This is a genomic window from Acidovorax sp. NB1, assembly GCF_005405905.1.
Classification (GTDB): domain Bacteria; phylum Pseudomonadota; class Gammaproteobacteria; order Burkholderiales; family Burkholderiaceae_C; genus Acidovorax.
Window position 1 is genome coordinate 157,388 of sequence record NZ_BJHU01000009.1, and the last position, 24,619, is coordinate 182,006.

Genomic DNA, 24,619 nt, shown 5'->3' on the forward strand with positions numbered 1-24,619 from the left:
CCTACTGAGATTGCATAAATTGACGAGACCGCGCCACCGATGAAACGACCCGCCCTCACCATCAGCATGCACCCGGATGACAACGTCGCCATCGTCGCCAACGACGGTGGCCTGCCTGCCGGCACCGTGCTGCCGCAGGGCGTGCCTGGCGCGGGCATTGCGCTGCGAGACAAGGTGCCGCAGGGCCACAAGGTGGCGCTGGCGGACATCCCCGAAGGCGGTGTGGTGCGCCGCTACAACGTGCCCATCGGCTACGCGCTCAAGGACATCGCGGCCGGCAGCTGGGTGCACGAGCGCCTGCTGCAGATGCCCTCGGCCCGCGCGCTGGAGGGCTTGCCCATGGCCACGGTCAAGCCTCCGGTGCTGGAGCCTTTGACCGGCTACACCTTCGAGGGCTACCGCAACGCCGACGGCTCGGTGGGCACGCGCAACATCCTGGCGATCACCACCACGGTGCAGTGCGTGGCCGGTGTGGTGGCGCAGGCCGTGCGCCGCATCAAGACCGAGCTGCTGCCGCAGTACCCGAATGTCGATGATGTGATCGGCCTGGAACACACCTACGGCTGTGGCGTGGCCATCGACGCGCCCGACGCGGTCATTCCCATCCGCACGCTCAAACACATCAGCCTGAACCCCAACTTCGGCGGCGAGGTCATGGTGGTGAGCCTGGGCTGCGAAAAGCTGCAGCCCGATCGCCTGCTGCCCCCGGGCAGTTTCCCCATCACCGACGAGCGCGATGCCGCGCTGGGCCCCGAGACCGTGTGCCTGCAGGCCGACCACCATGTGGGCTTCATGTCGATGCTGGACGACATCCTGCAAAGCGCCAGGCCCCACCTGGAACGCCTGAACGCCCGCCGCCGCGAGACCATCCCCGCCAGCGAGCTGGTACTGGGTGTGCAGTGCGGTGGCAGCGACGCGTTCTCGGGCGTCACCGCCAACCCGGCCGTGGGCTTCTGCGCCGACCTGCTTGTGCGCGCGGGCGCCACCGTGATGTTCAGCGAGAACACCGAGGTGCGCGACGCCGTGGAGCAGCTCACCAGCCGCGCTGCCACCGCCGAAGTGGCCGACTCCATCGTGCGCGAACTGGGCTGGTACGACCGCTACCTGGACCGCGGCCGCGTGGACCGTGCGGCCAACACCACGCCGGGCAACAAGGCGGGCGGGCTGTCGAACATTGCCGAAAAGGCCATGGGCTCCATCATCAAGAGCGGCACCGCGCCCATTGCGCACGTGCTGGCCCCTGGCGAGAAGCTGCGCCGCGACCAGCGTGGCCTGGTGTATGCCGCCACGCCCGCCAGCGACTTCATCTGCGGCACGCTGCAACTGGCCGCGGGCATGAACCTGCACGTGTTCACCACCGGCCGTGGCACGCCCTACGGCCTGGCCGAATGCCCCGTGGTCAAGGTCGCTACGCGTAGCGACTTGGCGCGCCGCTGGCACGACTTGATGGACATCAACGCCGGCAAGATCGCTGATGGCGAAGCCACCATCGAAGACCTGGGTTGGGAGATGTTCCACCTGCTGCTCGACGTGGCCAGCGGCCGCAAGAAGACCTGGGCGGAGCAGTGGAAGCTGCACAACGCGCTGGTGCTGTTCAACCCGGCGCCGGTGACCTGAAATTTGCGGGGCCACAGCCCCTTGTGTTTCCCCTCCAACAGCCCTTGCCTGCAAGGGCTGTTGTCCTTGAAAGACCGCTTCGCATGGGATCTTCTCGTTTTTCTGACCGCAAGGTCGTGGTGGCGCTGGCGCTGCTGTGCTGTCTGCTCTGGGGAAGCTCGTACCCCGCCATCAAGACCGGGTACGCCTGGTTCGGCATCTCACGCAATGACATCCCCACGCAGCTGGTGTTTGCGGGCTGGCGGTTTCTGGGCGCAGGGCTGATCCTGCTGTCCTGGGCCGTGGCCACGCGCAAAGCCATCTGGGGCCTGGGGCCTGGGGCCGGGCGCCAGCTGGTGGTGCTGGGCCTGGCGCAGACCACGCTGCAGTACGTTTTCTTCTACGTGGGCCTGGCGCACACCACGGGCGTCAAGGGTTCGATCATGAACGCCACGGGCACCTTTTTCAGCGTGCTGCTGGCGCACTGGGTCTATCACAACGACCGGCTGAGCCATGCCAAGCTGTGGGGCTGCCTGGTGGGCTTTGCGGGCGTGATGGTGGTGAACCTGGGGCGTGGCACGCTGGACCTGGACTTCACGCTGCTGGGCGAGGGCTTCGTTGTCATCGCTGCGTTGGTGCTGGCTGCCGCCAGCATCTACGGCAAGCAGGTGTCACAGCGCATGGACTCGGTAGTGATGACGGGCTGGCAGCTGGGACTGGGCGGCGTGGCGCTGCTGGCCATCGGCTGGGCGCTGGGGGGCTCGCTCACGGGTTTCACCGCGGGCTCGACCGTGCTGCTGGTGTATCTGGCGCTGCTGTCGTCGGCCGCTTTTTCGCTGTGGAGCATTTTGCTCAAGCACAACCGGGTGAGTCAGGTCACGGTGTTCAACTTCACCGTGCCGATCTTCGGCGCGGCGTTGTCGGCGCTGTTTTTGGGCGAGGCACTGTGGGAGTGGAAAAACCTGCTGGCCCTGGTGCTGGTGTGTGTGGGCATCTGGCTGGTCACGCGCGATACGGCCAGCGCCACCAAATAGACTCGGCCCATGGCTTACACACTCTCCCGCGACGCATTCCAGCGCGACCTGCACGGCCAGCGCACCGACTTGTTCACCCTGCGCAGCCCCGGCGGCCTTCAGGTGGCTGTGAGCAACTACGGCGCACGCCTGGTGCAGGTGACAGTGCCCGACGGGCAGGGCGGTCTGGCCGATGTGGCGCTGGGCTACGACAGCCTGCAAGGCTATCTGGACGGCCAGCTCTCCATGGGCGCACTCATTGGCCGCTGGGCGGGGCGGCTGCGTGCGGGCACGCTGACCCTGCCGGACGGATTGCACCGGCAACTGCCTACCAACAGTGGCCCGCACCACCACCATGGCGGCCCGCGCGGCAGCCGCTTTCAGGTGTTTGCGGTGGAGCAGGTGCAGGCCGATGCCCTGGTCCTGAGCCACACCTTCTGCACCGAAGACGACGGAGTGCCCGGCACGGTGCACGTGCAGCTCCACCTGCAGGTCACGGCCGACAACGCGCTGCACATGGCCTGGACGGCCGAGGTGCTGGATGTGCCCACGGTTCTCAACCTCACCGGGCATGCGTTCTTCAACCTGGCAGGCCAGGGCAGCACCCACGGCCACACCCTGCAGGTGCCCGCGAGCCGCTATGTGCCATTGGCCGCCGATGTGTGCCCCACGGGCGCGCTGGCTGCGGTGCAGGGCACGCCGTTCGACTTCCGCCAGGCCCGCCGTGTGGGGGATGCCATCGCAACACCCCACGAACAGCTGAGCATGGCGGGCGGGCTCGATCACTATTTGGTGCTGGACGAACCGGGTGCACGCCTCGCACCTCCGTTGGCTGCCATCACCCCACCCGGCCTGCGCCTGGCCGCGCTGCTGAGCGAGCCCGTGAGCGGCCGCGCGATGGAGGTCTGGAGCACCGCCCCCGGCGTGCAGGTGTATGCAGGCCACGGCCTCAAGGCCGACCCCGCCCGGGACTTGGGGCGCGGACTGGGACAGGGCGGCTGGCTGTGGCAGCCGGGCGACGGTATCTGCCTGGAGCCCATGGAGTACCCCGATGCGCCCAACCACGCGGGCTTTCCGGTGCGCTGGTGGCAGCCGGGTGAGGTGGTGCGGGGCGCCATCGTGTACCGCTTCGTCAGTGGTTGAAGGCCTGTAGTGGGGTGGCATGGCGAGCCCGTGCCGCGCTACCATGCCGCCTGGCTTTTAACCAAGGTGGCTCATGCACATGTCCAACGCCCCCAGCACCCAGTGGAAAGAAGTGGTGGCACCCGATGAGGCCCAGCGTTTTGCGGGTTACGCGCGCCAGTTTGCCGAGCTGCAGGCGCGCAAGTCGCAAAAGTATGGCGATGGACGGGGCCTGCACCGCAAGCAACTCACGGCCGCGTATGGCCGCCTGGAGGTGCTGGGCGATCTGCCCGCGTTTGCGGCCCAGGGCTTGTTCGCGCGGCCGGCGCAGTACGACGTGCGGGTGCGGCTGAGCAACGGCGGCATGGACAAGGCGGCGGACCACAAGCCCGACATCCGGGGCTTTGCGATCAGTGTGCGCGGCGTGCAGGGCGACTCCGCATTGGGCAACGGGCCCGCCAAGAGCCAGGACTTTCTGCTGATCAATCAGGAAAAGTTCGCCTTCCCCCAGAGCGCAGAGTTTGTGGATTTTGTGGTCGCTGCGTCGCACGGCGGCGGTGCGTTGATCAAGTTTCTGGTGCAGCGCCACGGCGTGCTGGGGGCGGCTCGGCAGATCGCCAAGACGGTCAAGACCTTCGGGCGGCCCTTTGGTGGCTTTGCATCGCATGCCATGTTCAGCGCTGCGCCCATTGCCTGCGGGCCCTATGCCGTGCGTGTGCGCCTGGTGCCCCATGCGTCCAACGGGGCGCCCGTGAGGCAGGTGCAGCAGGACTGGGGTGCCGAATTCTCCGGCCGCCTGCGCCAGCAAGACCTGCAGTGGGACCTGCAGCTGCAGCCGTTTGTGGACGAAGCCACCACCCCCATCGAGGACGCGAGTGTGGATTGGCCCACGCCGTACACCACCGTGGCCCGGCTGACCCTGCCACGGCAGGATCCTGCAACCGATGCAGCCCTGGCCGCCGAGGTGGAGGCCGCTGTGTTCGACCCCTGGCAGGCGCTGGCTGCACACCGGCCTCTGGGGGATGTGATGCGGGCCCGCAAGGTAGTCTATTTCGAGAGCCAGAAAGGCCGTGGCGCCGTGTGACCTGCGGGGTGCTGCGACCGGGCGCTTCGTGAGGAAGCACCACGGTACTCAGAAAAGCAAAAAGGACTTTGAACAGGTTCTAAGTTTCGTCTAAGTGTTGGTGCCCACACTGCCTTTCATCGCAACTCCGATTGGAAAGGCACCACACCATGAACACGACAACGCTGACCTCCACCCCCCGCCGCCTCATCCTGGCCCTGGTGGCCGCCGGTGCGGTGGGTGCCACGGGTGCAGGCCTCATCACCGGGCACCAGGCCCGCGCCCTGACTCCGCCCCCCGCCATCGTGGCCCAGGCGCCCGCCGCCCCTGGCGGGACCTTGCCCAGCTTTGCGCAGATCACCGCGCAAAACGGCCCTGCGGTGGTCAACATCAGCGTGACGGGCAGCACCAAGACCGCGATGGTCGATGACGACGGCGAAGACGACGGCCAGCCCGCCGCGCGCCAGGGCCGCAGCCCGCAGATGGACCCGAACGATCCGTTTTACGAGTTCTTCCGCCAGTTCGGCTTTCCAGGCGCCGGGCCGCAGGCCCGGCCCAATGTCCCTACCCACGGTTTGGGATCGGGTTTCATCGTCAGCCCTGATGGCCTGGTGCTGACCAACGCCCACGTCGTCAAGGGCGCCAGCGAAGTCATCGTCAAGCTCACCGACCGCCGCGAGTTTCGCGCCAAGGTGCTGGGCTCCGACCCCAAGACCGACGTGGCCGTGCTCAAGATCGACGCCAAGAACCTGCCCACGGTGCGCCTGGGCAGCACACGCGACCTGCAGGTGGGCGAATGGGTGCTGGCCATTGGCTCGCCCTTTGGCTTTGAAAACAGCGTGACGGCCGGTGTGGTCAGTGCCAAGGGCCGCTCGCTGCCCGACGACAGCCTGGTGCCCTTCATCCAGACCGACGTGGCGGTCAACCCCGGCAACTCGGGCGGGCCGCTGTTCAATGCGCGCGGCGAGGTGGTGGGTATCAACTCGCAGATCTACAGCCGCTCGGGCGGCTACCAGGGGGTGTCGTTCTCCATCCCCATCGAGCTGGCCGCCAAGATCAAGGACCAGATCGTTGCCACCGGCAAGGTGCGCCACGCACAGCTGGGCGTGGCGGTGCAGGAGGTGAACCAGGCGTTTGCCGAGTCGTTCAACCTCGACAAGCCCGAAGGCGCGCTGGTGGCCAGCGTCAGCAAGGGCAGCCCCGCTGAGAAGGCCGGCCTGCAAGCGGGCGACGTAATCCGCCAAGTGGACGGTCAGCCCATCGTGGCCTCGGGCGACCTGCCCGCCTGGGTGGGCCAGGCGCAGCCGGGTCAACAGGCCAAGCTGTCGGTGTGGCGCCAGGGCAAGCCACTGGAGCTGACCGCCACCCTGGGCGACGCCAGCGACAAGGCGATCAAGCAGGCGCGCAACGATGACGCCGTGGGCAAGGGGCAACTGGGCCTGTCGCTGCGCCCGCTGGACCCGCAGGAGCGGCGCGAAATGGGTGCAAAGGGGAGCATCAGCGAAGGCCTGGTCATCGAGCAGGCGCGCGGCCCTGCTGCTGCGGCCGGTGTGCAGCCGGGCGATGTGCTGCTGGCCATCAACGGCGCGCCCATCAAGGACATCACGCAGGTGCGTGCCGCCATGGCCAAGGCGGGCAAGTCGGTGGCGCTGCTGATTGAGCGCGACGGCGACAAGATCTTTGTGCCCGTGCGCCTGGGCTGATCCATGGCCTGGGCCCGCCGTCGGCTCTGGCCCTGCGGCGGGCGCTGCGCATCAGCGCGGCAGGGGCTCCACTTCCTTCGTCCAGCGGTCGATCAGGCGGCGGCGCTCGGCGGCCTTGCCGTATTTCTCGAAGTCGTATTTGATGAGCTTCACGTTGTCCAGCGTAGGGATGCGCGGGTCCATCTTGAAGGTCTTATTGGCGGGCACTTGGTAGCTGCCCACCTGCGCGCCCACGGCCTGGCCCTCGGGGCTCATCAGCCAGTCGTAGTATTTTTTGGCGTTCTCCATGTTGCGCGCGCCCTTGACCAGCGCAATGCCGCCCACCTCATAGCTGGTGCCTTCACAAGGCGCCTGGGTTTTCACCGGGTACTTGTCGGCCTTCCATTTTTCAAAGTTGAACATGAAGGTGATGCCCACACCCACCTCGCCCTTGGCCACGTTGGGCGCCTGCGCCTGGCCGCTGCGGGTGTAGGTGGTAGTGTTCTTGTGCAGGGCCTTGAGGTAGTCGAACGCCTTGTCTTCACCCATCAGCTGCACCAGCCCTGCGATCACGGTGTAGGCCGTGCCGCTGGAGGCGGGGTGCGAGATTTCGACCTCGCCCTTGTAGGCGGGCTTGACCACGTCGGACCAGCACTGGGGCTCTGGCAGCTTTTTCTTCTTGAGCGTTTCGGTGTTGTAGCCAAAGCCGATGGCCGAGCTGTAAAAGCCCCCCACCTGGTGGCCCGACATGGCGTACTGGCGCACGCTCCAGCTGTGCAGGTCATGCAGATACGCCGGGCGGTATTCTGCGAGCAGGCCCTGTTCGGCGGCCTGCAAGAAGGGGTCGCCCGTGCCGCCCCACCAGATGTCGGTCTTGGGGTTGTTGGCCTCGGCGCGCAGCTGCGCGGCAATCTCGCCCGTGCCCTTGTGGGCCTGGTTCACCTTGATGCCGGTCTTGCGGGTGAACTCCTTGGCGGCCGCTTCGCACCAGGGCGCGTCGGTGCTGCACAGCGCGTTGACCACACCCTGTGCCTGGGCGCCTGTGGCAGACAGAGCGGCCAGCGCAACGGCCGCAGAGATGCAATGAAGAGGGGGAAATGCCATCGGTCTTGCTCCTTGTGTTGTGTGGTGGCCCGACGCCTGGGGCGGGCGGTGTGCGCGTGGCGCTTTCATTGTGACAGTGATGTGTCAAATTTAAGTCGTTCTAGCAGCCCAAGACTGCGTCTGCGCTCGCGCCGCCGCTATCCTTGGCAGCCAGCCCTTTTCCTGCACTCCTGACCGACCGACCTTTCTGCCCCCTTGCCATGCGCCTGCTGCTTGTTGAAGACGATTCCATGATCGGCGAAGCCGTGTTGGACCTGCTGCGCGCCGAGCAGTACGCGGTGGACTGGGTGCGCGATGGCGATGCCGCCGACGCCGCCCTTTGCACGCAGGCCTATGACCTGGTCATGCTGGACCTGGGCCTGCCCAAGCGCGACGGCCTGGCCGTGCTGCGTGCGCTGCGTGCCCGAAAGAACCGCACCCCCGTGCTGGTGGCCACCGCGCGCGATGCCGTGGCGCAGCGCATCGAGGGGCTCGATGCCGGGGCCGACGACTACGTCCTCAAGCCCTACGACCTGGACGAGCTGCTGGCCCGCATCCGCGCCCTGCTGCGCCGCGCAGCGGGCCGGGCCGAGCCGGTGTACGAACACCAGGGCGTCAGCATCAACCCCGCCACGCGCGAGGTGACCGTGCGCGGCACGCCGGTGGTGTTGTCGGGCCGGGAGTGGGCCGTGCTGGAGCCGCTCATTGCCCGCCCCGGCATGGTGCTGTCGCGCCAGCAACTGGAGGACAAGCTCTACGGCTGGGGTGACGAGGTCAGCAGCAATGCCGTGGAGGTGTACGTCCACGGTCTGCGCAAAAAGCTGGGGCCCGAGCTGGTGCTGAATGTGCGCGGTGTCGGGTATCTGGTACCGAAGATGTGATGGAAAAAATCTCACGCACCTTCCAGGGTCTGCTCCCGCGCTCCTTGCGCATGCGGCTGCTGGTGTTTCTGCTCGCCGCCATCGTGCTGGCCGGGGCGGTGCAGGGCGCTCTGGCCTACCGCAGCGCGCTGGACGAGGCCGATGCCCTGTTCGACTACCACATGCAGCAGACCGCGCTGGCCTTGCGCTCTGGCCTGCCGGTGGACGCGCAGGGCCTGGGCCCCGGTCTGGACCCGGAGGACGAAAACCACGAATTCATCGTGCAGGTCTGGACCAACGAAGGGCTGCGCATTTTTGAATCGGCTGTGGGCGCGGCCCTGCCGCAGATTGCGGTGCTGGGCTTTACCAACGTGCAGGCGCGCGGCGGCACCTACCGCGTGTTCTCGATGCAGACACGTTCGCAGGTCATCCAGGTGGCGCAGAACATGGCCGTGCGGCAGGGCATGGCCCGCAGCCTGGCGCTGCGCACCTTGGCGCCGCTGGCTTTGATGGCGCCGCTCCTGGTGCTGGCCGTGTGGTGGGGCGTGAGCCGGTCGCTGGCCCCGGTGGAGCGTGTGCGCCGCCAGCTCGCCCAGCGGCAGGCCGACGACCTTTCGCCCGTGAGCGATGCGCAGCTGCCCGACGAGGTGCAGCCCCTGGTGAGCGAACTCAACCTGCTGTTCGAGCGCGTGCAGCAGGCTTTCGAGGCGCAGGAGCATTTTGTGGCCGACGCCGCGCACGAGCTGCGCTCACCCCTGGCCGCGCTGCGCTTGCAGTTGCAGGGCCTGCAACGTGCGGGGGACGATGCCACGCGCGCCGCGGCCATCGAACGCCTGTCGGCCGGCATCGACCGCGCCACGCGCCTGGTCGAGCAGCTGCTGACGCTGGCACGGCAGGAAGCCAGTTCCACAGCATCAGAGCCTGTGGACCTGCGCGCCATGGCCCAGCTGGCCCTGGCCGACGTGGCGCCCGCCGCACAGGCGCGCGGCATGGACATCGGCCTGCTCGACTCCGACGCCACCACCGCGCCTGTGATCGTGCGTGGTAGCGCCGAGGCGTTGCGCATGCTGGTGCGCAACCTGCTCGACAACGCCATCAAGTACACCCCGCCCGGCGGGCAGGTGGATGTGCAGGTGGGCACCAATAGCGGCCACGCTGTGCTCACAGTGGAAGACAACGGCCCGGGCATCGCCCCCGAGCACCGCGAGCGCGTGATGCAGCGTTTTGTGCGTGACACCGCCGACGGCGCTCCCGGCAGCGGCCTGGGCCTGGCCATCGTGTTGGCCATTGCGCAGCGGCACGGGGCGACCGTGGCGCTGGACCGCTCCATGCGCCTGGGCGGGCTGCGGGTGACACTGCGGTTTGGCTGATGGAATGGTGTTGAATTGCTATATATTTGATAGCTATCAGGGCTTGATGGTCGCGCGGAGAAGGCCAAAAAAGCCATAAGTTTCAGTGTGAAAAGGCATGGATGGGCCCAGCGTCGCCTGCGCGCCAGACCGCAGGCCGCCCGGTCTGCACAATGCCAGTGGGCACCGGGCCCACTCTCCAAGGATTTCGTTGCCATGCACTTCATCGTTCTCGGCGCAGGCGCCATCGGTTGTTATGTGGGCGGCCGCCTGGCGGCGCATGGCCAGGCCGTCACGTTAGTGGGCCGCGCCTACGCACTGCAGCCCATTGCCGCGCAAGGCTTGCGCGTGAGCGACCTGGACGGCTTTGACCGCACCGTGCCCGCCAAGGCGCTGCGGCTGGCCGCCACCTTGGCCGAAGCCGCTCCGGGCGCGGACAGCATCGTCCTGCTGTGCGTCAAAAGCGGCGCCACCGAATCCGCCGCCCGCGAGCTGGCGGCGGCCTGTGCGCCCGGCACACCTGCGGTCTCGCTGCAAAACGGCGTGGACAACGTGGCCCGTGTGCAGGCGCTGGCGCCGGGCCTGCAGGTGCTGGCAGGCATGGTGCCGTACAACGTGGTGCTGCGCGGCGCGCATGTGCACCGCGCCACCGCAGGCCACCTGCAGCTGCAGCGCGATGCGGCCACCGAGCGCATCGCACCGGTGTTGGCCGCCGCAGGCCTGGCCACCGTGCTGCCGCCGGACATCCGTGCCGTGCAATGGGGCAAGCTGCTGCTCAATCTCAACAACCCGGTCAACGCACTGTCCGATCTGCCCCTGCGGCAAGAGCTGCTGGACCGCGACTGCCGCCGCGTCTTTGCCGCGCTGCAGACCGAGGCGCTCGGCGTGATGGCCCGTGCGGGCATCCAGCCCGCCCAGGTCACGGCCGTATCACCCACTTTGCTGCCCCATGTGCTGCGGCTGCCCAACTGGTTGTTCACGCGCCTGGCCAAACGCATGCTGCAGATCGATGCGACCGCCCGCTCGTCCATGTGGGATGACCTGGAGGCCGGGCGGGTGACGGAGATCGATGCGCTGTGCGGGGCCGTGGTGCGGCTGGCGGCGCAGCAGGGCATGGCAGCGCCGCTGAGTGCGCGCATGTGCGAGTTGCTGGGCGGGCCAAGGCAGAGGTTGACCGGCGCAGAGATGCGCCAGGTGTTGGGGGTGTAGCGGCAGGCACCAGCGGGGTGCGGTGCCGGGTGGGGTGGATCAGCGCTGCCCCGGCCTGTCAGGGCTGCAGCGTGTCCAGCGGCACCCGCAGCCCCGCCTTCAAACACCCCAGCGCCACCGAGGTCCGAAACCGCCGCACGTTGTCGTCGCCTTCAAACAGGCGCCGCGTCAGCGCCTCGTAGTCGGCCATCGACGCCACCGTCACCACCAGCAGGTAATCCGCCTCGCCCGTCACGCTGTAGCACTGCTGCACGGCCTCTTCGGCGGCGATGCGCGCGCGCAGCGGGGCGGTGCGGTCGGGGCGCTCGTTTTCCAGGTGCACCTCCACGATGATGGTCAGGGGCTTGCCCACCTTTTCCGGGTCCAGCACGGCCACGTTGGCACGGATCACGCCGGTGCTTTGCAGCCGCTGGATGCGCCGCTGCACGGCCGGGGCCGAGAGGTTCACGGCCTGGGCAATCACCCGCTGGGGCGTGGTGTTGTCGGTCTGCAGGATGTCCAGGATGGCGAGGTCGAAGCGGTCGAGTGTCGTGGGGGCGGCCATGAAGAACCTCGTGGTCGGGTGCGGGACGGGCGAGTGAAAGTTGCGTTTGACCTGTGAAATCAGAGCCAAAACTACGGCGCAGGCGCACTATATTTTTGCGCATGCGTGATTTTTCCTCTACCTCTCCCTGGTTCCAGCGTTTTCTTCCTTTTCTGGCTGTGCTGGGCTCCGTCACGGCGCTGGGCATCGGCACCTCGTGGGCCAAACACTGGCTGTTCCCGGCCGTGGGGGCGCAAGGCACCACGGCGCTGCGCGTGGGGTTCTCGGCGCTGCTGGTGCTGCTGCTGTGGCGGCCCTGGCGCTGGCATCTGTCGCGCGCCGATGCCAAGTCGGTGGTGCTGTACGGCGCGGCCCTGGGCGGCATGAACCTGATGTTCTACCTGTCGCTGCGCACACTGCCGTTTGGCCTGGCCGTGGCCATCGAATTCGCAGGCCCGCTGGCCGTGGCCATCTGGTCGTCGCGCCGCCCGGTGGATTTTGTGTGGGTGCTGCTGGCCATTGCCGGGCTGGGGCTGCTGCTGCCACTCGGGCTGAACGGCAGCATGCTGGACCCGGTGGGCGTGGCCTATGCGCTGGGCGCGGCCGTGTTCTGGGCGCTGTACATCGTGTTCGGCAAGCGCGCAGGGCATCTGCATGCGGGGCACTCGGTGTCGCTGGGCCTGTTGGTCGCCGCGCTGGTGGTGGTACCGGTGGGCGTGGCGCACGCGGGGGCAGCGCTGCTGTCACCCAGCCTGTTGCTGATCGGTGTGGCGGTGGCGGCGGTGTCCAGCGCGGTGCCGATCTCGCTGGAGATGATGGCCCTGAAGCGCCTGCCCAAGGAGGCCTTCGGCATCATGATCAGCATGGAGCCCGCCGTGGCCGCGCTGGTGGCCATGGTGCTGCTGGGCGAGCACTTGAGCGCGGTGCAGTGGCTGGCCATTGGCTGCATCATGGCCGCCTCGATGGGCAGCGCGCTCACGGCGCGTGGGGCCTCAGCGCAGGGGGCTGCGCCGCAGCCGGCCTGAGAGCCGGTCGCTGGTTGTGTGGCGGTCTGAATCGTCGCTCAGGGGGATGAGCGTCCGTTCGGTTGTTCCACCTTGTGGCGCATCTTGGCGGAGAAGCCCAACCGCATTTCTGCGGCGCGCGCCAGCAGCAGGAAGGGGCGTTCTGCGTGTGCTTGCCGATGTGGATCGGTCTCGGCTGCGAGACATCGCCGGGAGCGATAAATCTTTTTGCTGCGAAATTAATAGCAAAAAGTAATTGCTGGTCGCGCGGTAGAGCCCATTTTTATCAAGACTTTGGTCCCCTCGACAGGAATCGAACCTGTATCTAGCGCTTAGGAGGCACTCGTTCTATCCATTGAACTACGAGGAGAGCGGCCGCCGCGCATTGTAGTGGCGTGAGCGGGCCTCTTTCCCCGCCAAGCGCTAGTCGTACTTCACCGTGTAGATGATGTCCACTGCGCTTTTCTCGCCGGTCTGTCCGCGCAGCGTGAGGCGGCGCGAGAGGTCGTAGAAGATGTAGAGCGTGCCCAGCGTGCCAGACAGGCTGCGCTCGTAGGTCACGTACAAATCCTTGGACAGGCGCTTGCCGAAAGTGAGGGCGGCGGTGCTGGCGTCGTCGCCCGGGGTGGCGCTGCGAAAGCCGATTTCGTCCAGCCCCACGCGGCTGGCGATGTTGCCGGCGCCGGTGTTGTTGCCTCCCTTGCGGCCCAGCAGTGCCAGGGCGGCTTGCTGCAGCACGGCGGCTTCGGCGCCGCCTGCGGCGGCGTTGCGGCCCAGCACCACCCACGAGAGTTTTTCGGCGTCGGGCAGGTCGGGGTCGGAGTAGAGCTTGACGCGCGGCGCCTGCGCGCTGCCCGTGACCTGGACGCCCGCCCGCACGCTGATGTTGGGGCGCAGCGCGAGGATGTCGAGCGAGGGGTTGTTGTAGGGGCCGTTGAAGCGGATGAGGCCGGTTTCCACGTCCAGCATCTGGCCCCAGGCGCGGTAGCGGCCTTCTTCAGTGCGCACCTCGCCCGTCACACGCGGTGGGGCGCCGGGCACGGCGCTGCTGCGGATGTCCACTTCGCCCGTGAGCCGCGTGGTGATGCCGTGGCCGCTGAGCGCAAAGTCACGCCCCAGGTTGAGGGTGATGGCGATGTCGGGTGGCTTGGCGGTTTCGGCCTGCGCGGCGACCTGGCTGGCGCGGGCTGCGGCCTGGGCCCTGGCCTGGTCTTCGCGGTCCTTCGCTGCCGAGCGCACGACCACGTCGGAGCCCAGGCTGGGCGCGGTTTCGTCGGGCAGGATGATGGTGGCGCGGTCGGTGGTGAGCTGGCCGCGCAGGCTGATCTGGCCCTGCTGCAGTTGCGCCTGCAACTGTCCCGACACGCTGACCTGCCGGTCGGCGCGCACCAGCACCTGCAGGGCCTTGGCCTCGGCCTGCAGGGCCATGGTGATGCCGGACATGCCGTTGGATGTGGCGGTGGCGCTGTCCCCCCAGCCCACGCGCCCTGTGGCGATGAGCGTGCCGCCGTCCTGCGGTGCGGCGGTGCGGTTGCCGCTGAAGCCTGCGATGCGTGCGCCGCTGCCACGCCCGCCTTGCAGGCGGAACTCGGTGATGGTGAGCTGGTTGCCCTGCAGCGTGGCGCGCAGGCGGCCGCCTTGCAGGTCCACCCCATCGACCACGGAGCGCACCGCCATGTCGTCGGCGCCCAGCGTGCCCGCCCAGCGCGGCGCATTGCGCGTGCCCGACAGGGTGGCGCTGGCGTCCAGCGTGCCGCGCACACGCCAGCCGGGCGGCGCCAGGGCCGACCACACGCCCACGTCGGGCAGGCGCGCGCGCAAGGTGCCTGCCAGCGGTGCGTCGGCGGCCCAGGTGGGGGCTGATCCCGGCGGGGCGACAGGTGCAAGGCGGGTGCTGACGCTGGCCTGCACTTCGCCCGCCCGGTCGCTGGCCCAGGCGAGCTGGGCGCGCAGGGCTTCGCCTTCGATGTCGATAGAGACCTCGGCCTGGCGCACGCCTGCGGCAGTGCCTGGCCCTGGGCCTGGTGCGGCGCCCGCCGAGGCCTCGGCGGCAATCGCCGTGGTGGCGCCCGCACCTGTGCCCTGGCCGCTGCTTTGCACGGCGGTGATGGCGGTGGCGTCGCCTGCCAGGATGCGCAGGTCGCCACTGGCGCGGCGCAGGCTGGCGCGCGCGCGCAGCGGGCCCTGGGTGGTGTCCACATCCCATTGCCCGTCGAGCAGGATGCTGGTGGCCAGCCCCATGCGGGCAAGCAGCGGCTGGGCAGGGCGGCCTGCAGCGGCCGGGGTGTCGCCGAGGCCCAGGGCATCGACCCAGGCCATGGGCAGGCCCTGCAACGTGCCCTGGGTCTGCAGCTGCAGCGGGGCTGCGCCTGTGGCTGCACGCACGGGTTGCCAGCGCAGTACCGCAGTGCCGGGCAAGGGGCCGGTGATGCGGGCCTGGCCCGCTGAGGCTTGCACGGTGTAGCCCGCAGCAGCCGAGCCCGCGCTGCGGGTAGTGCGGGCGGTCAGCGACAGCGGTTCGGCCAGCTGCAGCGCCCAGGGACCGGGGCGTGTGGCGTCTTGCGCTACCAGCCGCAGCTCGCTGATCTGCACCTGTGCGCCGGGTGCGCCTGGTGTGCCTTGCGTGGGCGGGATCAGCCCGCCGGTGGCCCGGGTGTGCAAGGCCAGCCGCTGCATTTGCCGGGCCTGGGATGCATTCAGGCGGGCTTCGCCCTCCAGTGCCAGCGTGGCCTGCGCCAGGGTGCCAGAGAGGTCGGCCTTGAGGGCGCGCAGCTGCACGGCGGTGGCGCCACCGGCCGCGCTTTGGCCGGGGGGCAGGGACAGGTCCAGTTGGGGGGTGGAGAGGGTGGCTTGCAGCTCGAAGGGGGCTTGGCCCGGCGGCGGTGCGCTGCCTGCGCGGCGGGTGTCGGTGTTTGGGTTGGGGTTTGTAGGGGCGCTGGCGGCGGAGTCCAGTTGCCGGGCCAGCGTGTGCCAGCCCCCTTTCCAGCTGGCGCTCAGCTGCGCGGCGCCCTGGGCCGTCGCGCCTTGCAGGGCCTGTTGCAGGGGGGCGCCCACCAGCGGCAGGCTGGCCAGCCAGCGCTGGGTCTGGCCCACATCGGTCCATTGCATCTGCAGGTCGCCTGCGCCGGTCTGTGGCGCGATGCTGCCCTGCGCACGGGCAGTGGCGCCCGGCACCGCCAGCGTGAGCAGGCCTTGGCCCGACAGATCGCCAGGGGCCACACGCAACTGGGTGGCTTCAATGCGGGCTTGCAAAGCGTCCAGCAACAGGCGCTCCAGTTGCAAGCGGCCGCCAGGCTGTGTGGCCGATGCGGGTTGCCAGCTGCCTTGGGCTGTGAGCGTGTTGATGCGCAGCAGCGGGGCGCGCTTGGGCGGCGTTGTGCCTGGGGTGGCAGCAGCGGGGCCGGTGGCGCGGATGTCCGTCGAGAAACGCACGGCCTCGCCCTGCATCTGCGCATCCACCCGGCCTGCCAGCGAGGCGGCGGCCCAGGCGGTGTGCAGCGCATCGGGGCGCAGATTGCGCAGCGCGGCCTGGCCTTCTAGCGCGCCTGTGGCGGGCGTGTAGTGGCCCTGCAGGGTGACGGTGCCTGTGCCTGCGTTCAACGTGGCGCCGGGCACCGTCCAGCGGGTGCCGTCGTACTTCGCATCGGCCTGCAAGGCGGTGAGGGGCAGTCGGGCCTGATCCCACGGGCCCGCCAGTGCGTTGCGCAGCTGTGCCTGCATGGCCCAGCCGGTGCCGCCGGTGGCGGTGCCCGCGCTGGGCCCAGCCTGCACGGTGCCATCCAGCTGGGTGGCCGGTGCCTGGGGCCACAGGGCTGCGAGGTTGACGGCGCGCAGCGTGGCCTGGGCCGACTGCAGGGGCTGCGGGGACCAGGGCGCTAGCGTGGCCTGTACCTCGGCCTGCATGGGTTCTGTGGCGCGTGCGGGTGGCGGTGCGGCCGGGGTGGCTGGTTGCGCTTGTGTGGCTGTGGGGCGGATCTGCGCCTGCAGTTGCAGCTGTGCCGCCGCTGTGGCCAGCGTGCCCTGCAGTGTGGCGTGTGCGCCCACCTCCAGTGCGGTGGCGCTGCCGGGCACAGCGGTGTGCACCGTGCCGTCCACCGTGGCATTCAGCGCCATGGGAGGCTGGGCCTGCAGCGCCAGCCGGGCGCTGTAGCGGCCCTGGGCCAGCTCTACACCGCCGATGTTCAGGCGGTGCTCACGCCCGTCAAAGTGGTAGTCACCGGCCAGGCCCCGCGCTTCAACGGCCGGGGCACCCGCCCATTGCAGTTGGTCCACGCCAAACGGCAGACTGATCTGGAGGGGCAGCACCAGCTGGGTTGGTGGCGCAGGTGGCTCCGTGCGGGGTGGCCCCCCCAGCGGCGTGATCTGCACACGCGCGGCATGCACTTCGCCCAGCGCCAGGCGGCGTTGGAGCAAGGGCGCCAGCTGCCAGCCCAGGCGCAGGTCGGTCATTTCGACCGACAGGCTGGGGCTGTTCCAGCGCAGCCAGCCAATGCGCCCGCCGCCGCGCAGCGTCCCGGTGACTTCGCGGCTTTCCAGTTGCTGGTCTGCGGGCAGGTACTGCGCTGCACGCGCAATGACCCATGCCAACGAGGTGCTGCTGCCTGCCCACCACCACAGCGCTGCCATGGTGACGATCAACAGCGCGGCCATGGCCACCAGCCACCCGCCGAGCGTGCGCAAAGCCCGGTGTGCCTGGCGTGGTGCCGAGGCCTGGGTGGGCGAGGAGGCTCCAGCACTGAAGTCGGAGGGGTGGGCGCGCGGCGGGGTGGGGCTGGGTGGCATGGAGGTTGCGGGCCTCAGAAGCTGAACCCCAGCCGCAGGTGCAGCCGCAGTTCCTGGGTCTTGATGCCGTAGGCCAGGTCGGCCTGCAGCGGCCCCACGGGGCTGCGCCAGCGTACCCCGGCGCCCACGCCCACGCGCGGGCTCAGGTCGCCCACCTTGTCGGCCACGGCGCCTGCATCCACAAACAAGGTGCTTTCCCAGTCGGTCATGGCACCGTTGTAGACGATGGGGCGCTGCCATTCCACGCTGCCCACGGCCAGGTACCGGCCGCCGTAGAGCTGGCCGTTGTCGGTGCGCGCACCGATGCTGCGATAGCCATAGCCACGCACGGTGGTGTCCCCCCCCGTGATGAACAGCTGCGTCACGGGGATCTGTGCGCTCTCGCGGGCGAGCACGGCACCCGCCTCGGCCCGCAGGGCGATCCGGGCGTTGCGACCTGTGCCGGAGGCGTCCGTCACACGCCCGGCGGGCACGAAGGACTGCCAGCGCACCCGGCTGCGCACAAACGGATCGCGCTCGGGCCGCAGCGTGGTGCCCAGGCCCAGCTCCACCGCCACACCGTGGCCCCGTGTGGGCGCAGTGAGGCTGTTGAAGTACCGGCCTGTCCAGCCGTAGTTCAGGCTCAGGGCCGTGCTGGTGTCGGAGGGCGACTGCGCGTTGGCGGCAAGCCCCTGGCTGTTGGCGTAGTCGTACTGCAGGAAGTAGTTGCGGTCGATGTTCCGGGTGCTTTTGCTGCGGCCCGTGCGCAGGCGGCTGCTGTTCACGTCGTAGTCGCCGGTGGCTTCACGCTGCAGCTCGCCACCAGCAAACCAGCGCCAGCCGTTGTTGTCGGGCAGGTCGGTCCATTCGCTGCTGGCTTGCTGGGTCTCGCGGTCCAGAGCGAGTTTGCTCACGGCACGCCAGCCCAGGCCGGGCATCTGGTTGTGGATGTGTTCCAGCGACAGGCGCGCGCCGCTGTCGGTCGAGAAGCCGGGCCCGAACACCAGCTTTTGCACCTTGGCCTCGCGCACCTGGGCCACCACGGGGGCGGCCTGCGGGTCGGTGCCCTCGGTGTCGAGCGTGAGGAACACTGCGTCGTAGTAGCCACTGTTGGCCAGCCGCAGCTGGGCATCCAGCATTTCGGCCTCGTCGTACACCGCGCCAGTGGGCAGGCGGGCCAGGCGCCGCGCGCCATCGGGGTCATAGCGCTGGCTGCCCTCCACACGCAGAGGTCCGAAGCGGTAGGCGGGGCCGGGGTCGTAGCTCACGCTGAGCTTGGCTTCGTGCTTGTCCGCATCGATCTCGGCGCGGCTGTTGGCGATGCGCGCCGTGGGGTGGCGGCGGGCCTGCAGCTGGCGCAGGCCGTCGTTCTTGGCCGTGTCCCAGGCAGACTGGGTGAAGGGCTGGCCCGGCGTCAGCGACCAGTTGCGCTGCACGCGCTGCTGTTGGCGGGCGCTGGCGTCCGGGGCGCGGTTGTCGGTTTCGGTGGCAGCCGTGCTGTCGGGGCTGAAAACGATGTCTGCGCTGGCCACATGGGTCTGTGGCCCGGGCTTCACGGTGACGACCACGGCGCGCGGTGCGGTAGGGCTGTCCGGGGTTTCGGTCAGCTCCACGGTGATGGTGGGCGCAAAGTAGCCCATCGTGCCCAGCAGCTCGCGGGCGTTGGCGTCGGTGGCGCCCAGCAGGCGCTGCAGTTCGTTGGCGTGCAGGTCGGGCAGGTGGCGAAAGCGCTGCAGCTCCAGGTGGCGCTCCAGGGTGTCCTGTACGGTGGCCGGGGCGCGCACCCGCAGGTCGAATGCGGGTGTGGCGGACTTGGCAATGGCTGCGGTGGAGGCTTCCTGGTTGTCATCTCCTTTCTCAGCGCGCGGCAGCAGGCTGCACCCAGGCAGGCACAGCGCGCCGATAAGCAGCAACGCCGGCCACGGGGCCGGCGTTGGAGAATTGGCAGAGGGGCGCAGAACGCGAAAAGGCACGGCAGCAAAGGAAGGGGGTGGACGACGATGGCGGGCTGACAAAAGCCCGCCCGCCGCCACTATGCACTGAAAAACGGCCCGTCCGTGTCAGACAGCGGCGCGCAATGGTTTCTCAGTGCCGTACCAGCCGCTCGGCTTACTTCGACAGCAGCCGCATGGTCTCTTCCAGCCCCTTGAGAGACAGCGGGTACATGCGGTTGCCGATCAGCTGCTGGATGATGCTGATGCTTTGGCGGTACTGCCACACGCCCTGGGGCTCGGGGTTGATCCACGCGTGTTTGGGGAAGGCGTGTGTGAGGCGCTGGATCCACTCGGCCCCGGCTTCCTCATTGTTGTATTCCACGCTGCCGCCGGGCTGCAGGATTTCGTACGGACTCATGGTCGCATCGCCCACAAAAATCAGTTTGTAGTCGCGGTTGTACTTGCGGATGATGTCCCAGGTCGGGAACTTCTCGGCAAAGCGGCGGCGGTTGTTCTTCCACATGAAGTCATAGACGCAGTTGTGGAAGTAGTAGAACTCCAGGTGCTTGAACTCCGTCTTCACGGCACTGAACAGCTCTTCCACGCGCTGGATGTGTTCGTCCATGGTGCCGCCCACGTCCATCAGCAGCAGCACCTTCACGTTGTTGTGACGCTCGGGCACCATCTTGATGTCCAGGTAGCCCGCATTGGCTGCCGTGCTGCGGATGGTGTCGGGCAGGTCCAGTTCCAGCTCATGTCCTTCGCGCGCGAACTTGCGCAGGCGGCGCAGCGCCACCTTGATGTTGCGCGTGCCCAGCTCCTGCTGGTCGTCGTAATCCTTGTAGGCGCGCTGCTCCCACACCTTCACGGCGCTTTTGTTCTTGCCCGCGCCGCCAATGCGCACGCCCTGTGGGTTGTAGCCTCCGTGACCAAACGGGCTGGTGCCGCCCGTGCCGATCCACTTGCTGCCGCCCTCGTGACGTTCCTTCTGTTCTTCGAGGCGTTTTTTCAGCGTCTCCATCAGCTCGTCCCAGCCCATCTTCTCGATGGCGGCTTTTTGCTCGGGCGTGAGTTCGTTCTCCAGGATCTTGCGCAGCCAGTCGGCCGGGATCTCCTTGGTGAAGTCGGCCACCATCTCCACGCCCTTGAAATAGGCGCCGAAGGCCCGGTCGAATTTGTCGAAGTGCTTCTCGTCCTTGACCAGCGTGAGGCGCGAGAGGGTGTAGAAGTCGTCCAGGCTCCAGGCGTCGTCCGACTTGGGGCCCACCACACCGGCCTGCAGGGCTTTGAGCAGGGTGAGGTATTCCTTGACCGACACGGGCAACTTGGCCGAGCGCAGGGTGTAGAAGAAGTCGATCAGCATGTTTTTGGCTCCTTGCGCTCGTCAGACGGGCTTGTTGCGCTCCAAAAGGTATAGCAACTGCGCGCGCGCCTCGGGCCACTCGCCCGCGCGCATGCTGTACATCACTGTGTCGCGGATGGTGCCGTCGCGGCGCAGCGCATGGCCACGGATCACGCCATCTTTTTTGGCGCCCAGGCGCTCGATGGCCTTTTGCGAGGCGAAGTTGTAGTTGTCGGTGCGCCAGCCCACCACGTTGCAGCCCAGGGTGTCGAAGGCGTGCTGCAACAGCAGTAGTTTGCAGGTGGTGTTGACATGGCTGCGCTGCGCGCTCTGGCAGTACCAGGTGTAGCCAATCTCGACCCGTTTCACGGCAGGCAGGATGTCGTGGAAGCTGGTGCAGCCCAGCACCTTGCTGGTGGCGTCATCGACCACGGCAAACGCAAAGCGGTGGCCTTCTTCGCGGCCCTTCAGGGCGGTTTCGATGTAGGCGCGGGTGTCCTGCGGCTCGGGCACTGAGGTCACGCGCAGCTTCCACAGCTCGCCGTCGGCAGCTGCCAAACGCAGGCCTTCTTCGTGCGCCAGGGCCAGGGGCTCTAGGCGCACTCCGCGGTCGCGCAGGGTGATGGGTTCTACAAAGGCCATGGGTCTTGTTCCGGGCGCTTCGTCAGCTTTTGGAGGACTTGCTGCGGCGACTGGCCTGCCAGCGTTTGGCTGCATGCAGGCCCAGGCCACCGCCCAGGCCGACCAGGGCAATGCCAATCAGGGCCGAGGTGCCATAGCCGGGGGCAAAGATGTCCATGCCCAGCCATTGGCCCAGCCAGAAACCGGCCAGCGCGCCTCCGACAAATCCGACCGCGTCGGAGATGCCGTCCGCGAGGGAGGGGGGATTGGGGGCGGTCATGGGCGGGCCGTCCGAAATCAGCGGTTGCGCTGGTTCATGAACACCAGCTTCTCAAACAGGCTCACGTCCTGCTCGTTCTTCAGCAGCGCGCCCACCAGCGGCGGCACGGCCACCTTGTTGTCGGCGCTTTGCAGGGCGGTGAGGGGGATGTCTTCGGCCACCAGCAGCTTGAGCCAGTCGATCAGTTCGCTGGTCGATGGTTTCTTTTTCAGGCCCGGCAGGTTGCGCACGTCATAGAACGTCTTCATCGCCACGCTGAGCAGTTCGCTTTTGAGCGTAGGAAAGTGCACGTTGATGATCTGCCGCATGGTGTCGGCTTCGGGGAACTTGATGAAGTGAAAGAAGCAGCGGCGCAGGAAGGCGTCGGGCAACTCCTTCTCGTTGTTCGACGTGATGAACACCAGCGGGCGGTGCTTGGCCTTGATGAGTTCGCGCGTCTCGTAGCAGTAGAACTCCATGCGGTCGATTTCGCGCAGCAGGTCGTTCGGGAACTCGATGTCGGCCTTGTCGATCTCGTCGATCAACAGCGCCACAGGGCGGTCGGCCGTGAAGGCCTGCCACAGCACGCCCTGCACGATGTAGTTGCGGATGTTCTTCACGCGCTCGGCGCTGTCGCCATCATTGAGCTGGCTGTCGCGCAGGCGGCTCACCGCGTCGTATTCATACAGGCCCTGCTGGGCCTTGGTGGTGGACTTGATGTGCCATTGCAACAGAGGCATATCGAGCGCCTGCGCCACTTCCTCGGCCAGCATCGTCTTGCCCGTGCCGGGCTCGCCCTTGATCAGCAGCGGCCGTTGCAGCGTGATGGCAGCGTTCACGGCCAGCATCAGGTCTTGGGTGGCGACGTAGTTCTGAGAGCCTTGGAATTTCATGGGGGAAAACACCGGATCGTTGATGAATGGGCTTGACAGGGCGCTGGCTATAATCAACGGCTGATCAGAGCCCAGAGCTGAACTTCCACGAGATTGTGCGCGCAAAATGAACAAAACGCTGACCACGCTATTTGCCCTGGCTGTCGCTTCCGTGACCGCTATCTCCCATGCCCAGGAAGCCAAAGGCGACGTGGAAGCAGGCAAGCAAAAGATCGCCATGTGCATCGGCTGCCATGGCATCCCGGGCTACCAGGCCAGCTTCCCCGAAGTGCACAAGGTGCCCATGATCTCGGGCCAAAGCGCCAAGTACATTGCGGCAGCGCTGGTCGCTTACCAAAAGGGTGAGCGCAAGCACCCCACCATGCGCGGCATCGCCGAGTCGCTGTCTGAAAAAGACATCGCCGATGTGTCGGCCTATTACGAACAACACGGCAAGACCGGCGCCGAGCTGCCCGCCAAGTCATCGCGCGAACCCAGCGTGCAAGTAGCCGAGCTGCTCAAGAAGGGCGCGTGCGTGTCCTGCCACGGTGACAACTTCGCCAAGCCCATCGATCCTTCCTACCCCAAGATCGCGGGCCAGCACGCTGACTACCTCTTTGTGGCGCTCAAGTCTTACAAGGTGGAGAAGAATGCCAGCGTGGGCCGCAACAACGCCATCATGGGTGGCGTGGCCAAGCAGTTCACCAACACTGAGTTGAAGGCCTTGGCCAACTACATCAGCAGCGTTGACGGCGACCTGCACGTGGTGCCCCAGTCGCGCTTCCGCTGATCCGGTCACCCGGCTCACACCCCTGAAAGCCCGCCTTGGCGGGCTTTTTTCATGGGGCTGCTGGCTGAGGCTAATACCTCCGCTATCGGTTTACGGGTCTGCGCCGCATCCCTGAACGCTCCCGAACGCGCCCTGCGCCTACAAGGGGTTTTAGCGGGTTTTCATACAATGGACGCGGGTGTCGCAGTCATGGTGATTCGGCAGGTTCATGCGCTGGTCGGGCCGCCGCGCGGCTTTTCTGCGACCCATGAACACCTCCCCCACCTTGATCCAGGTGGTTGGTGCCGTCCTGTTCGGCCTGGCCATTCTTCACACCTTCTCCACCAAGTACTTCGAGCACCTTGCGCACACGCAGCCTCGGCATGCGGGCATCTGGCATCTGCTGGGCGAGGTAGAGGTCGTCTTCGGCTTTTGGGCGATGGTGCTCATGCTGTTCATGTTCTCCATCAGCGGCAAGCAGGAGGCCACCGCCTACCTGGACTCTCGCAATTTCACCGAACCGCTGTTCGTGTTCGCGATCATGGTGATAGCCGCCACCCGGCCCATCCTGGAACTGTCTGGGGTGCTCGTCCGGGCGATTGCCGCCTTGTTGCCGGTGCAGCGCGGCATGGCCATGTACTTTGTGGTCCTGGCGTTCGTGCCGCTGCTCGGGTCGTTCATCACCGAACCGGCGGCGATGACGCTGGCCGCGCTGATGCTGCGGGACACGCTGTTCTCTCACCCCATCTCCAGTCGGCTCAAGTATTCGACCATCGGTGTGCTGTTCGTGAACATCTCCATTGGTGGAACGCTCACTTCCTTTGCGGCGCCACCCGTGCTGATGGTGGCTGCCAAGTGGAACTGGGACATCTGGTTCATGCTGTCCCACTTTGGCTGGAAGGCAGCGGTGGCCGTGCTCATCAATGCGGCCATCGCGATGCTGATCTTCCGTAACCAGCTGGGCCACATGGGCCGCAAGATCCCTGCTTCCGAGTTCCCCGTGCCGTGGACCGTGACGGGCGTGCACCTTGCCTTCCTGGTGTTGGTGGTGGTGTTTGCTCACCATCCGGCCGTGTTTCTGGGCCTGTTCCTGTTCTTCATGGGGTTCACCACCGCTTACCAGCGCTACCAAAGCCCGCTGATCTTGCGCGAAGCGCTGCTGGTGGCGTTCTTCCTAGCTGGCTTGGTGGTGCTGGGCGGCCTGCAGCAATGGTGGCTGCAGCCCGTGCTCATGAAGATGGACGCCAACGCCGTGTTCTTTGGGGCGGCGGTGCTTACCGCGTTCACCGACAACGCTGCGCTGACCTACCTGGGCTCGCTGGTCGAAGGCCTGAGCGACGAGTTCAAGGTGGCCTTGGTGGCGGGCGCCGTCACGGGGGGTGGCCTGACGGTGATTGCCAATGCGCCCAACCCGGCTGGGGCATCCATCTTGAAGGAGAAGTTTTCGGACGGCGTCATCAACCCGCTGGGCCTGCTGCTGGGGGCCTTGCCGCCTACGCTGGTGGCGGTGATTGCGTTTCGGGTGTTATAGGTGCAAGGAACAACGCTGGGCTGCCT

General features: G+C 67.4%; 19 protein-coding genes and 1 tRNA gene. 11 read left to right on the forward strand and 9 right to left on the reverse strand.

Going from position 1 to position 24,619, the window contains the following annotated elements; genetic code table 11:
• Nucleotides 1-39 precede the first annotated feature (39 nt).
• The 5 genes from garD to AvAM_RS04120 all read left to right on the forward strand — a co-directional run bounded on the left by garD (nucleotide 40) and on the right by AvAM_RS04120 (nucleotide 6,497).
• Nucleotides 40-1,617 carry a galactarate dehydratase gene (gene garD / locus AvAM_RS04100; RefSeq protein ID WP_137745883.1) on the forward strand — a complete coding sequence of 526 codons (1,578 nt, stop codon included), beginning with the start codon at nucleotides 40-42 and terminating at the stop codon, nucleotides 1,615-1,617.
• An 83-nt stretch (nucleotides 1,618-1,700) separates the two neighbouring features.
• On the forward strand, nucleotides 1,701-2,630 hold the full coding sequence (locus AvAM_RS04105; protein WP_137745884.1) for a DMT family transporter: 930 nt from the start codon (nucleotides 1,701-1,703) through the stop codon (nucleotides 2,628-2,630).
• Nucleotides 2,631-2,639: 9 nt separating this feature from the next.
• Nucleotides 2,640-3,752, forward strand: coding sequence for an aldose epimerase family protein (locus AvAM_RS04110; protein ID WP_137745885.1), 1,113 nt, complete (start codon nucleotides 2,640-2,642; stop codon nucleotides 3,750-3,752).
• A 79-nt stretch (nucleotides 3,753-3,831) separates the two neighbouring features.
• Nucleotides 3,832-4,815 carry a catalase gene (locus AvAM_RS04115; RefSeq protein WP_249367929.1) on the forward strand — a complete coding sequence of 328 codons (984 nt, stop codon included), beginning with the start codon at nucleotides 3,832-3,834 and terminating at the stop codon, nucleotides 4,813-4,815.
• 149 nt (nucleotides 4,816-4,964) lie between these two features.
• Nucleotides 4,965-6,497: a DegQ family serine endoprotease gene (locus AvAM_RS04120; protein ID WP_137745887.1), complete on the forward strand. Its 1,533-nt coding sequence runs from the start codon at nucleotides 4,965-4,967 to the stop codon at nucleotides 6,495-6,497.
• 51 nt (nucleotides 6,498-6,548) lie between these two features.
• On the opposite strand, the gene AvAM_RS04125 is transcribed toward AvAM_RS04120, so the two are convergent.
• A complete protein-coding gene (locus AvAM_RS04125; protein WP_137745888.1) occupies nucleotides 6,549-7,580 on the reverse strand; it encodes an ABC transporter substrate-binding protein in 1,032 nt (343 codons plus the stop codon).
• Between the two features lie 200 nt (nucleotides 7,581-7,780).
• On the opposite strand from AvAM_RS04125, the gene AvAM_RS04130 reads away from it, so the two are divergent.
• The 3 genes from AvAM_RS04130 to AvAM_RS04140 all read left to right on the forward strand — a co-directional run bounded on the left by AvAM_RS04130 (nucleotide 7,781) and on the right by AvAM_RS04140 (nucleotide 10,977).
• Nucleotides 7,781-8,440, forward strand: coding sequence for a response regulator transcription factor (locus tag AvAM_RS04130; protein WP_137745889.1), 660 nt, complete (start codon nucleotides 7,781-7,783; stop codon nucleotides 8,438-8,440).
• Nucleotides 8,440-9,789, forward strand: a complete 1,350-nt coding sequence (locus AvAM_RS04135; protein ID WP_137745890.1) for an ATP-binding protein — start codon at nucleotides 8,440-8,442, stop codon at nucleotides 9,787-9,789. Before AvAM_RS04130 ends, AvAM_RS04135 begins: the two co-directional genes overlap by 1 nt.
• A gap of 195 nt (nucleotides 9,790-9,984) precedes the next feature.
• The gene (locus tag AvAM_RS04140; RefSeq protein WP_137745891.1) at nucleotides 9,985-10,977 is read left to right on the forward strand and encodes a 2-dehydropantoate 2-reductase; all 993 of its coding nucleotides are present in this window, start codon (nucleotides 9,985-9,987) and stop codon (nucleotides 10,975-10,977) included.
• A gap of 58 nt (nucleotides 10,978-11,035) precedes the next feature.
• Here AvAM_RS04140 and AvAM_RS04145 read toward each other — a convergent pair whose 3' ends face one another.
• A complete protein-coding gene (locus AvAM_RS04145) occupies nucleotides 11,036-11,521 on the reverse strand; it encodes an Lrp/AsnC family transcriptional regulator (RefSeq protein WP_137745892.1) in 486 nt (161 codons plus the stop codon).
• A gap of 101 nt (nucleotides 11,522-11,622) precedes the next feature.
• Between AvAM_RS04145 and AvAM_RS04150 the strand changes: the two genes are divergently transcribed.
• Nucleotides 11,623-12,525: an EamA family transporter gene (locus AvAM_RS04150; RefSeq protein WP_137745893.1), complete on the forward strand. Its 903-nt coding sequence runs from the start codon at nucleotides 11,623-11,625 to the stop codon at nucleotides 12,523-12,525.
• A 274-nt stretch (nucleotides 12,526-12,799) separates the two neighbouring features.
• On the opposite strand, the gene AvAM_RS04155 is transcribed toward AvAM_RS04150, so the two are convergent.
• The 7 genes from AvAM_RS04155 to AvAM_RS04185 form a co-directional block, all read right to left on the reverse strand.
• Nucleotides 12,800-12,874 (reverse strand) — tRNA-Arg (locus AvAM_RS04155).
• Nucleotides 12,875-12,927: 53 nt separating this feature from the next.
• Complete coding sequence (locus tag AvAM_RS04160) at nucleotides 12,928-17,286, reverse strand: translocation/assembly module TamB domain-containing protein (RefSeq protein ID WP_171012132.1); 4,359 nt, start codon at nucleotides 17,284-17,286, stop codon at nucleotides 12,928-12,930.
• A gap of 14 nt (nucleotides 17,287-17,300) precedes the next feature.
• A complete protein-coding gene (locus AvAM_RS04165; protein ID WP_137745894.1) occupies nucleotides 17,301-19,238 on the reverse strand; it encodes an autotransporter assembly complex family protein in 1,938 nt (645 codons plus the stop codon).
• 136 nt (nucleotides 19,239-19,374) lie between these two features.
• On the reverse strand, nucleotides 19,375-20,562 hold the full coding sequence (locus AvAM_RS04170; RefSeq protein WP_137745895.1) for a VWA domain-containing protein: 1,188 nt from the start codon (nucleotides 20,560-20,562) through the stop codon (nucleotides 19,375-19,377).
• A 21-nt stretch (nucleotides 20,563-20,583) separates the two neighbouring features.
• Nucleotides 20,584-21,183, reverse strand: coding sequence for a GNAT family N-acetyltransferase (locus AvAM_RS04175; RefSeq protein WP_137745896.1), 600 nt, complete (start codon nucleotides 21,181-21,183; stop codon nucleotides 20,584-20,586).
• Nucleotides 21,184-21,205: 22 nt separating this feature from the next.
• Entirely contained in the window at nucleotides 21,206-21,442 is a 237-nt protein-coding gene (locus AvAM_RS04180) for a hypothetical protein (RefSeq protein WP_137745897.1), read from the reverse strand.
• Nucleotides 21,443-21,459: 17 nt separating this feature from the next.
• Nucleotides 21,460-22,314 (reverse strand): MoxR family ATPase, encoded by an 855-nt coding sequence (locus AvAM_RS04185; protein ID WP_063458900.1) that lies wholly within the window; start codon nucleotides 22,312-22,314, stop codon nucleotides 21,460-21,462.
• 106 nt (nucleotides 22,315-22,420) lie between these two features.
• Between AvAM_RS04185 and AvAM_RS04190 the strand changes: the two genes are divergently transcribed.
• Together AvAM_RS04190 and AvAM_RS04195 are read left to right on the forward strand one after the other, a co-directional pair.
• Entirely contained in the window at nucleotides 22,421-23,083 is a 663-nt protein-coding gene (locus AvAM_RS04190) for a cytochrome c (RefSeq protein ID WP_137745898.1), read from the forward strand.
• Nucleotides 23,084-23,330: 247 nt separating this feature from the next.
• Nucleotides 23,331-24,593 carry a putative Na+/H+ antiporter gene (locus tag AvAM_RS04195; RefSeq protein WP_249367931.1) on the forward strand — a complete coding sequence of 421 codons (1,263 nt, stop codon included), beginning with the start codon at nucleotides 23,331-23,333 and terminating at the stop codon, nucleotides 24,591-24,593.
• Nucleotides 24,594-24,619: the final 26 nt, after the last annotated feature.

Bases quoted from the DNA above. Each gene is read 5' to 3' on its own strand.
- garD (WP_137745883.1), top strand. From the start codon at position 40: ATGAAACGACCCGCCCTCACCATCAGCATGCACCCGGATGACAACGTC.
- AvAM_RS04105 (WP_137745884.1), top strand. From the start codon at position 1,701: ATGGGATCTTCTCGTTTTTCTGACCGCAAGGTCGTGGTGGCGCTGGCG.
- AvAM_RS04110 (WP_137745885.1), top strand. From the start codon at position 2,640: ATGGCTTACACACTCTCCCGCGACGCATTCCAGCGCGACCTGCACGGC.
- AvAM_RS04115 (WP_249367929.1), top strand. From the start codon at position 3,832: ATGTCCAACGCCCCCAGCACCCAGTGGAAAGAAGTGGTGGCACCCGAT.
- AvAM_RS04120 (WP_137745887.1), top strand. From the start codon at position 4,965: ATGAACACGACAACGCTGACCTCCACCCCCCGCCGCCTCATCCTGGCC.
- AvAM_RS04125 (WP_137745888.1), bottom strand. From the start codon at position 7,580: ATGGCATTTCCCCCTCTTCATTGCATCTCTGCGGCCGTTGCGCTGGCC.
- AvAM_RS04130 (WP_137745889.1), top strand. From the start codon at position 7,781: ATGCGCCTGCTGCTTGTTGAAGACGATTCCATGATCGGCGAAGCCGTG.
- AvAM_RS04135 (WP_137745890.1), top strand. From the start codon at position 8,440: ATGGAAAAAATCTCACGCACCTTCCAGGGTCTGCTCCCGCGCTCCTTG.
- AvAM_RS04140 (WP_137745891.1), top strand. From the start codon at position 9,985: ATGCACTTCATCGTTCTCGGCGCAGGCGCCATCGGTTGTTATGTGGGC.
- AvAM_RS04145 (WP_137745892.1), bottom strand. From the start codon at position 11,521: ATGGCCGCCCCCACGACACTCGACCGCTTCGACCTCGCCATCCTGGAC.
- AvAM_RS04150 (WP_137745893.1), top strand. From the start codon at position 11,623: ATGCGTGATTTTTCCTCTACCTCTCCCTGGTTCCAGCGTTTTCTTCCT.
- AvAM_RS04160 (WP_171012132.1), bottom strand. From the start codon at position 17,286: ATGCCACCCAGCCCCACCCCGCCGCGCGCCCACCCCTCCGACTTCAGT.
- AvAM_RS04170 (WP_137745895.1), bottom strand. From the start codon at position 20,562: ATGCTGATCGACTTCTTCTACACCCTGCGCTCGGCCAAGTTGCCCGTG.
- AvAM_RS04175 (WP_137745896.1), bottom strand. From the start codon at position 21,183: ATGGCCTTTGTAGAACCCATCACCCTGCGCGACCGCGGAGTGCGCCTA.
- AvAM_RS04180 (WP_137745897.1), bottom strand. From the start codon at position 21,442: ATGACCGCCCCCAATCCCCCCTCCCTCGCGGACGGCATCTCCGACGCG.
- AvAM_RS04185 (WP_063458900.1), bottom strand. From the start codon at position 22,314: ATGAAATTCCAAGGCTCTCAGAACTACGTCGCCACCCAAGACCTGATG.
- AvAM_RS04190 (WP_137745898.1), top strand. From the start codon at position 22,421: ATGAACAAAACGCTGACCACGCTATTTGCCCTGGCTGTCGCTTCCGTG.
- AvAM_RS04195 (WP_249367931.1), top strand. From the start codon at position 23,331: ATGAACACCTCCCCCACCTTGATCCAGGTGGTTGGTGCCGTCCTGTTC.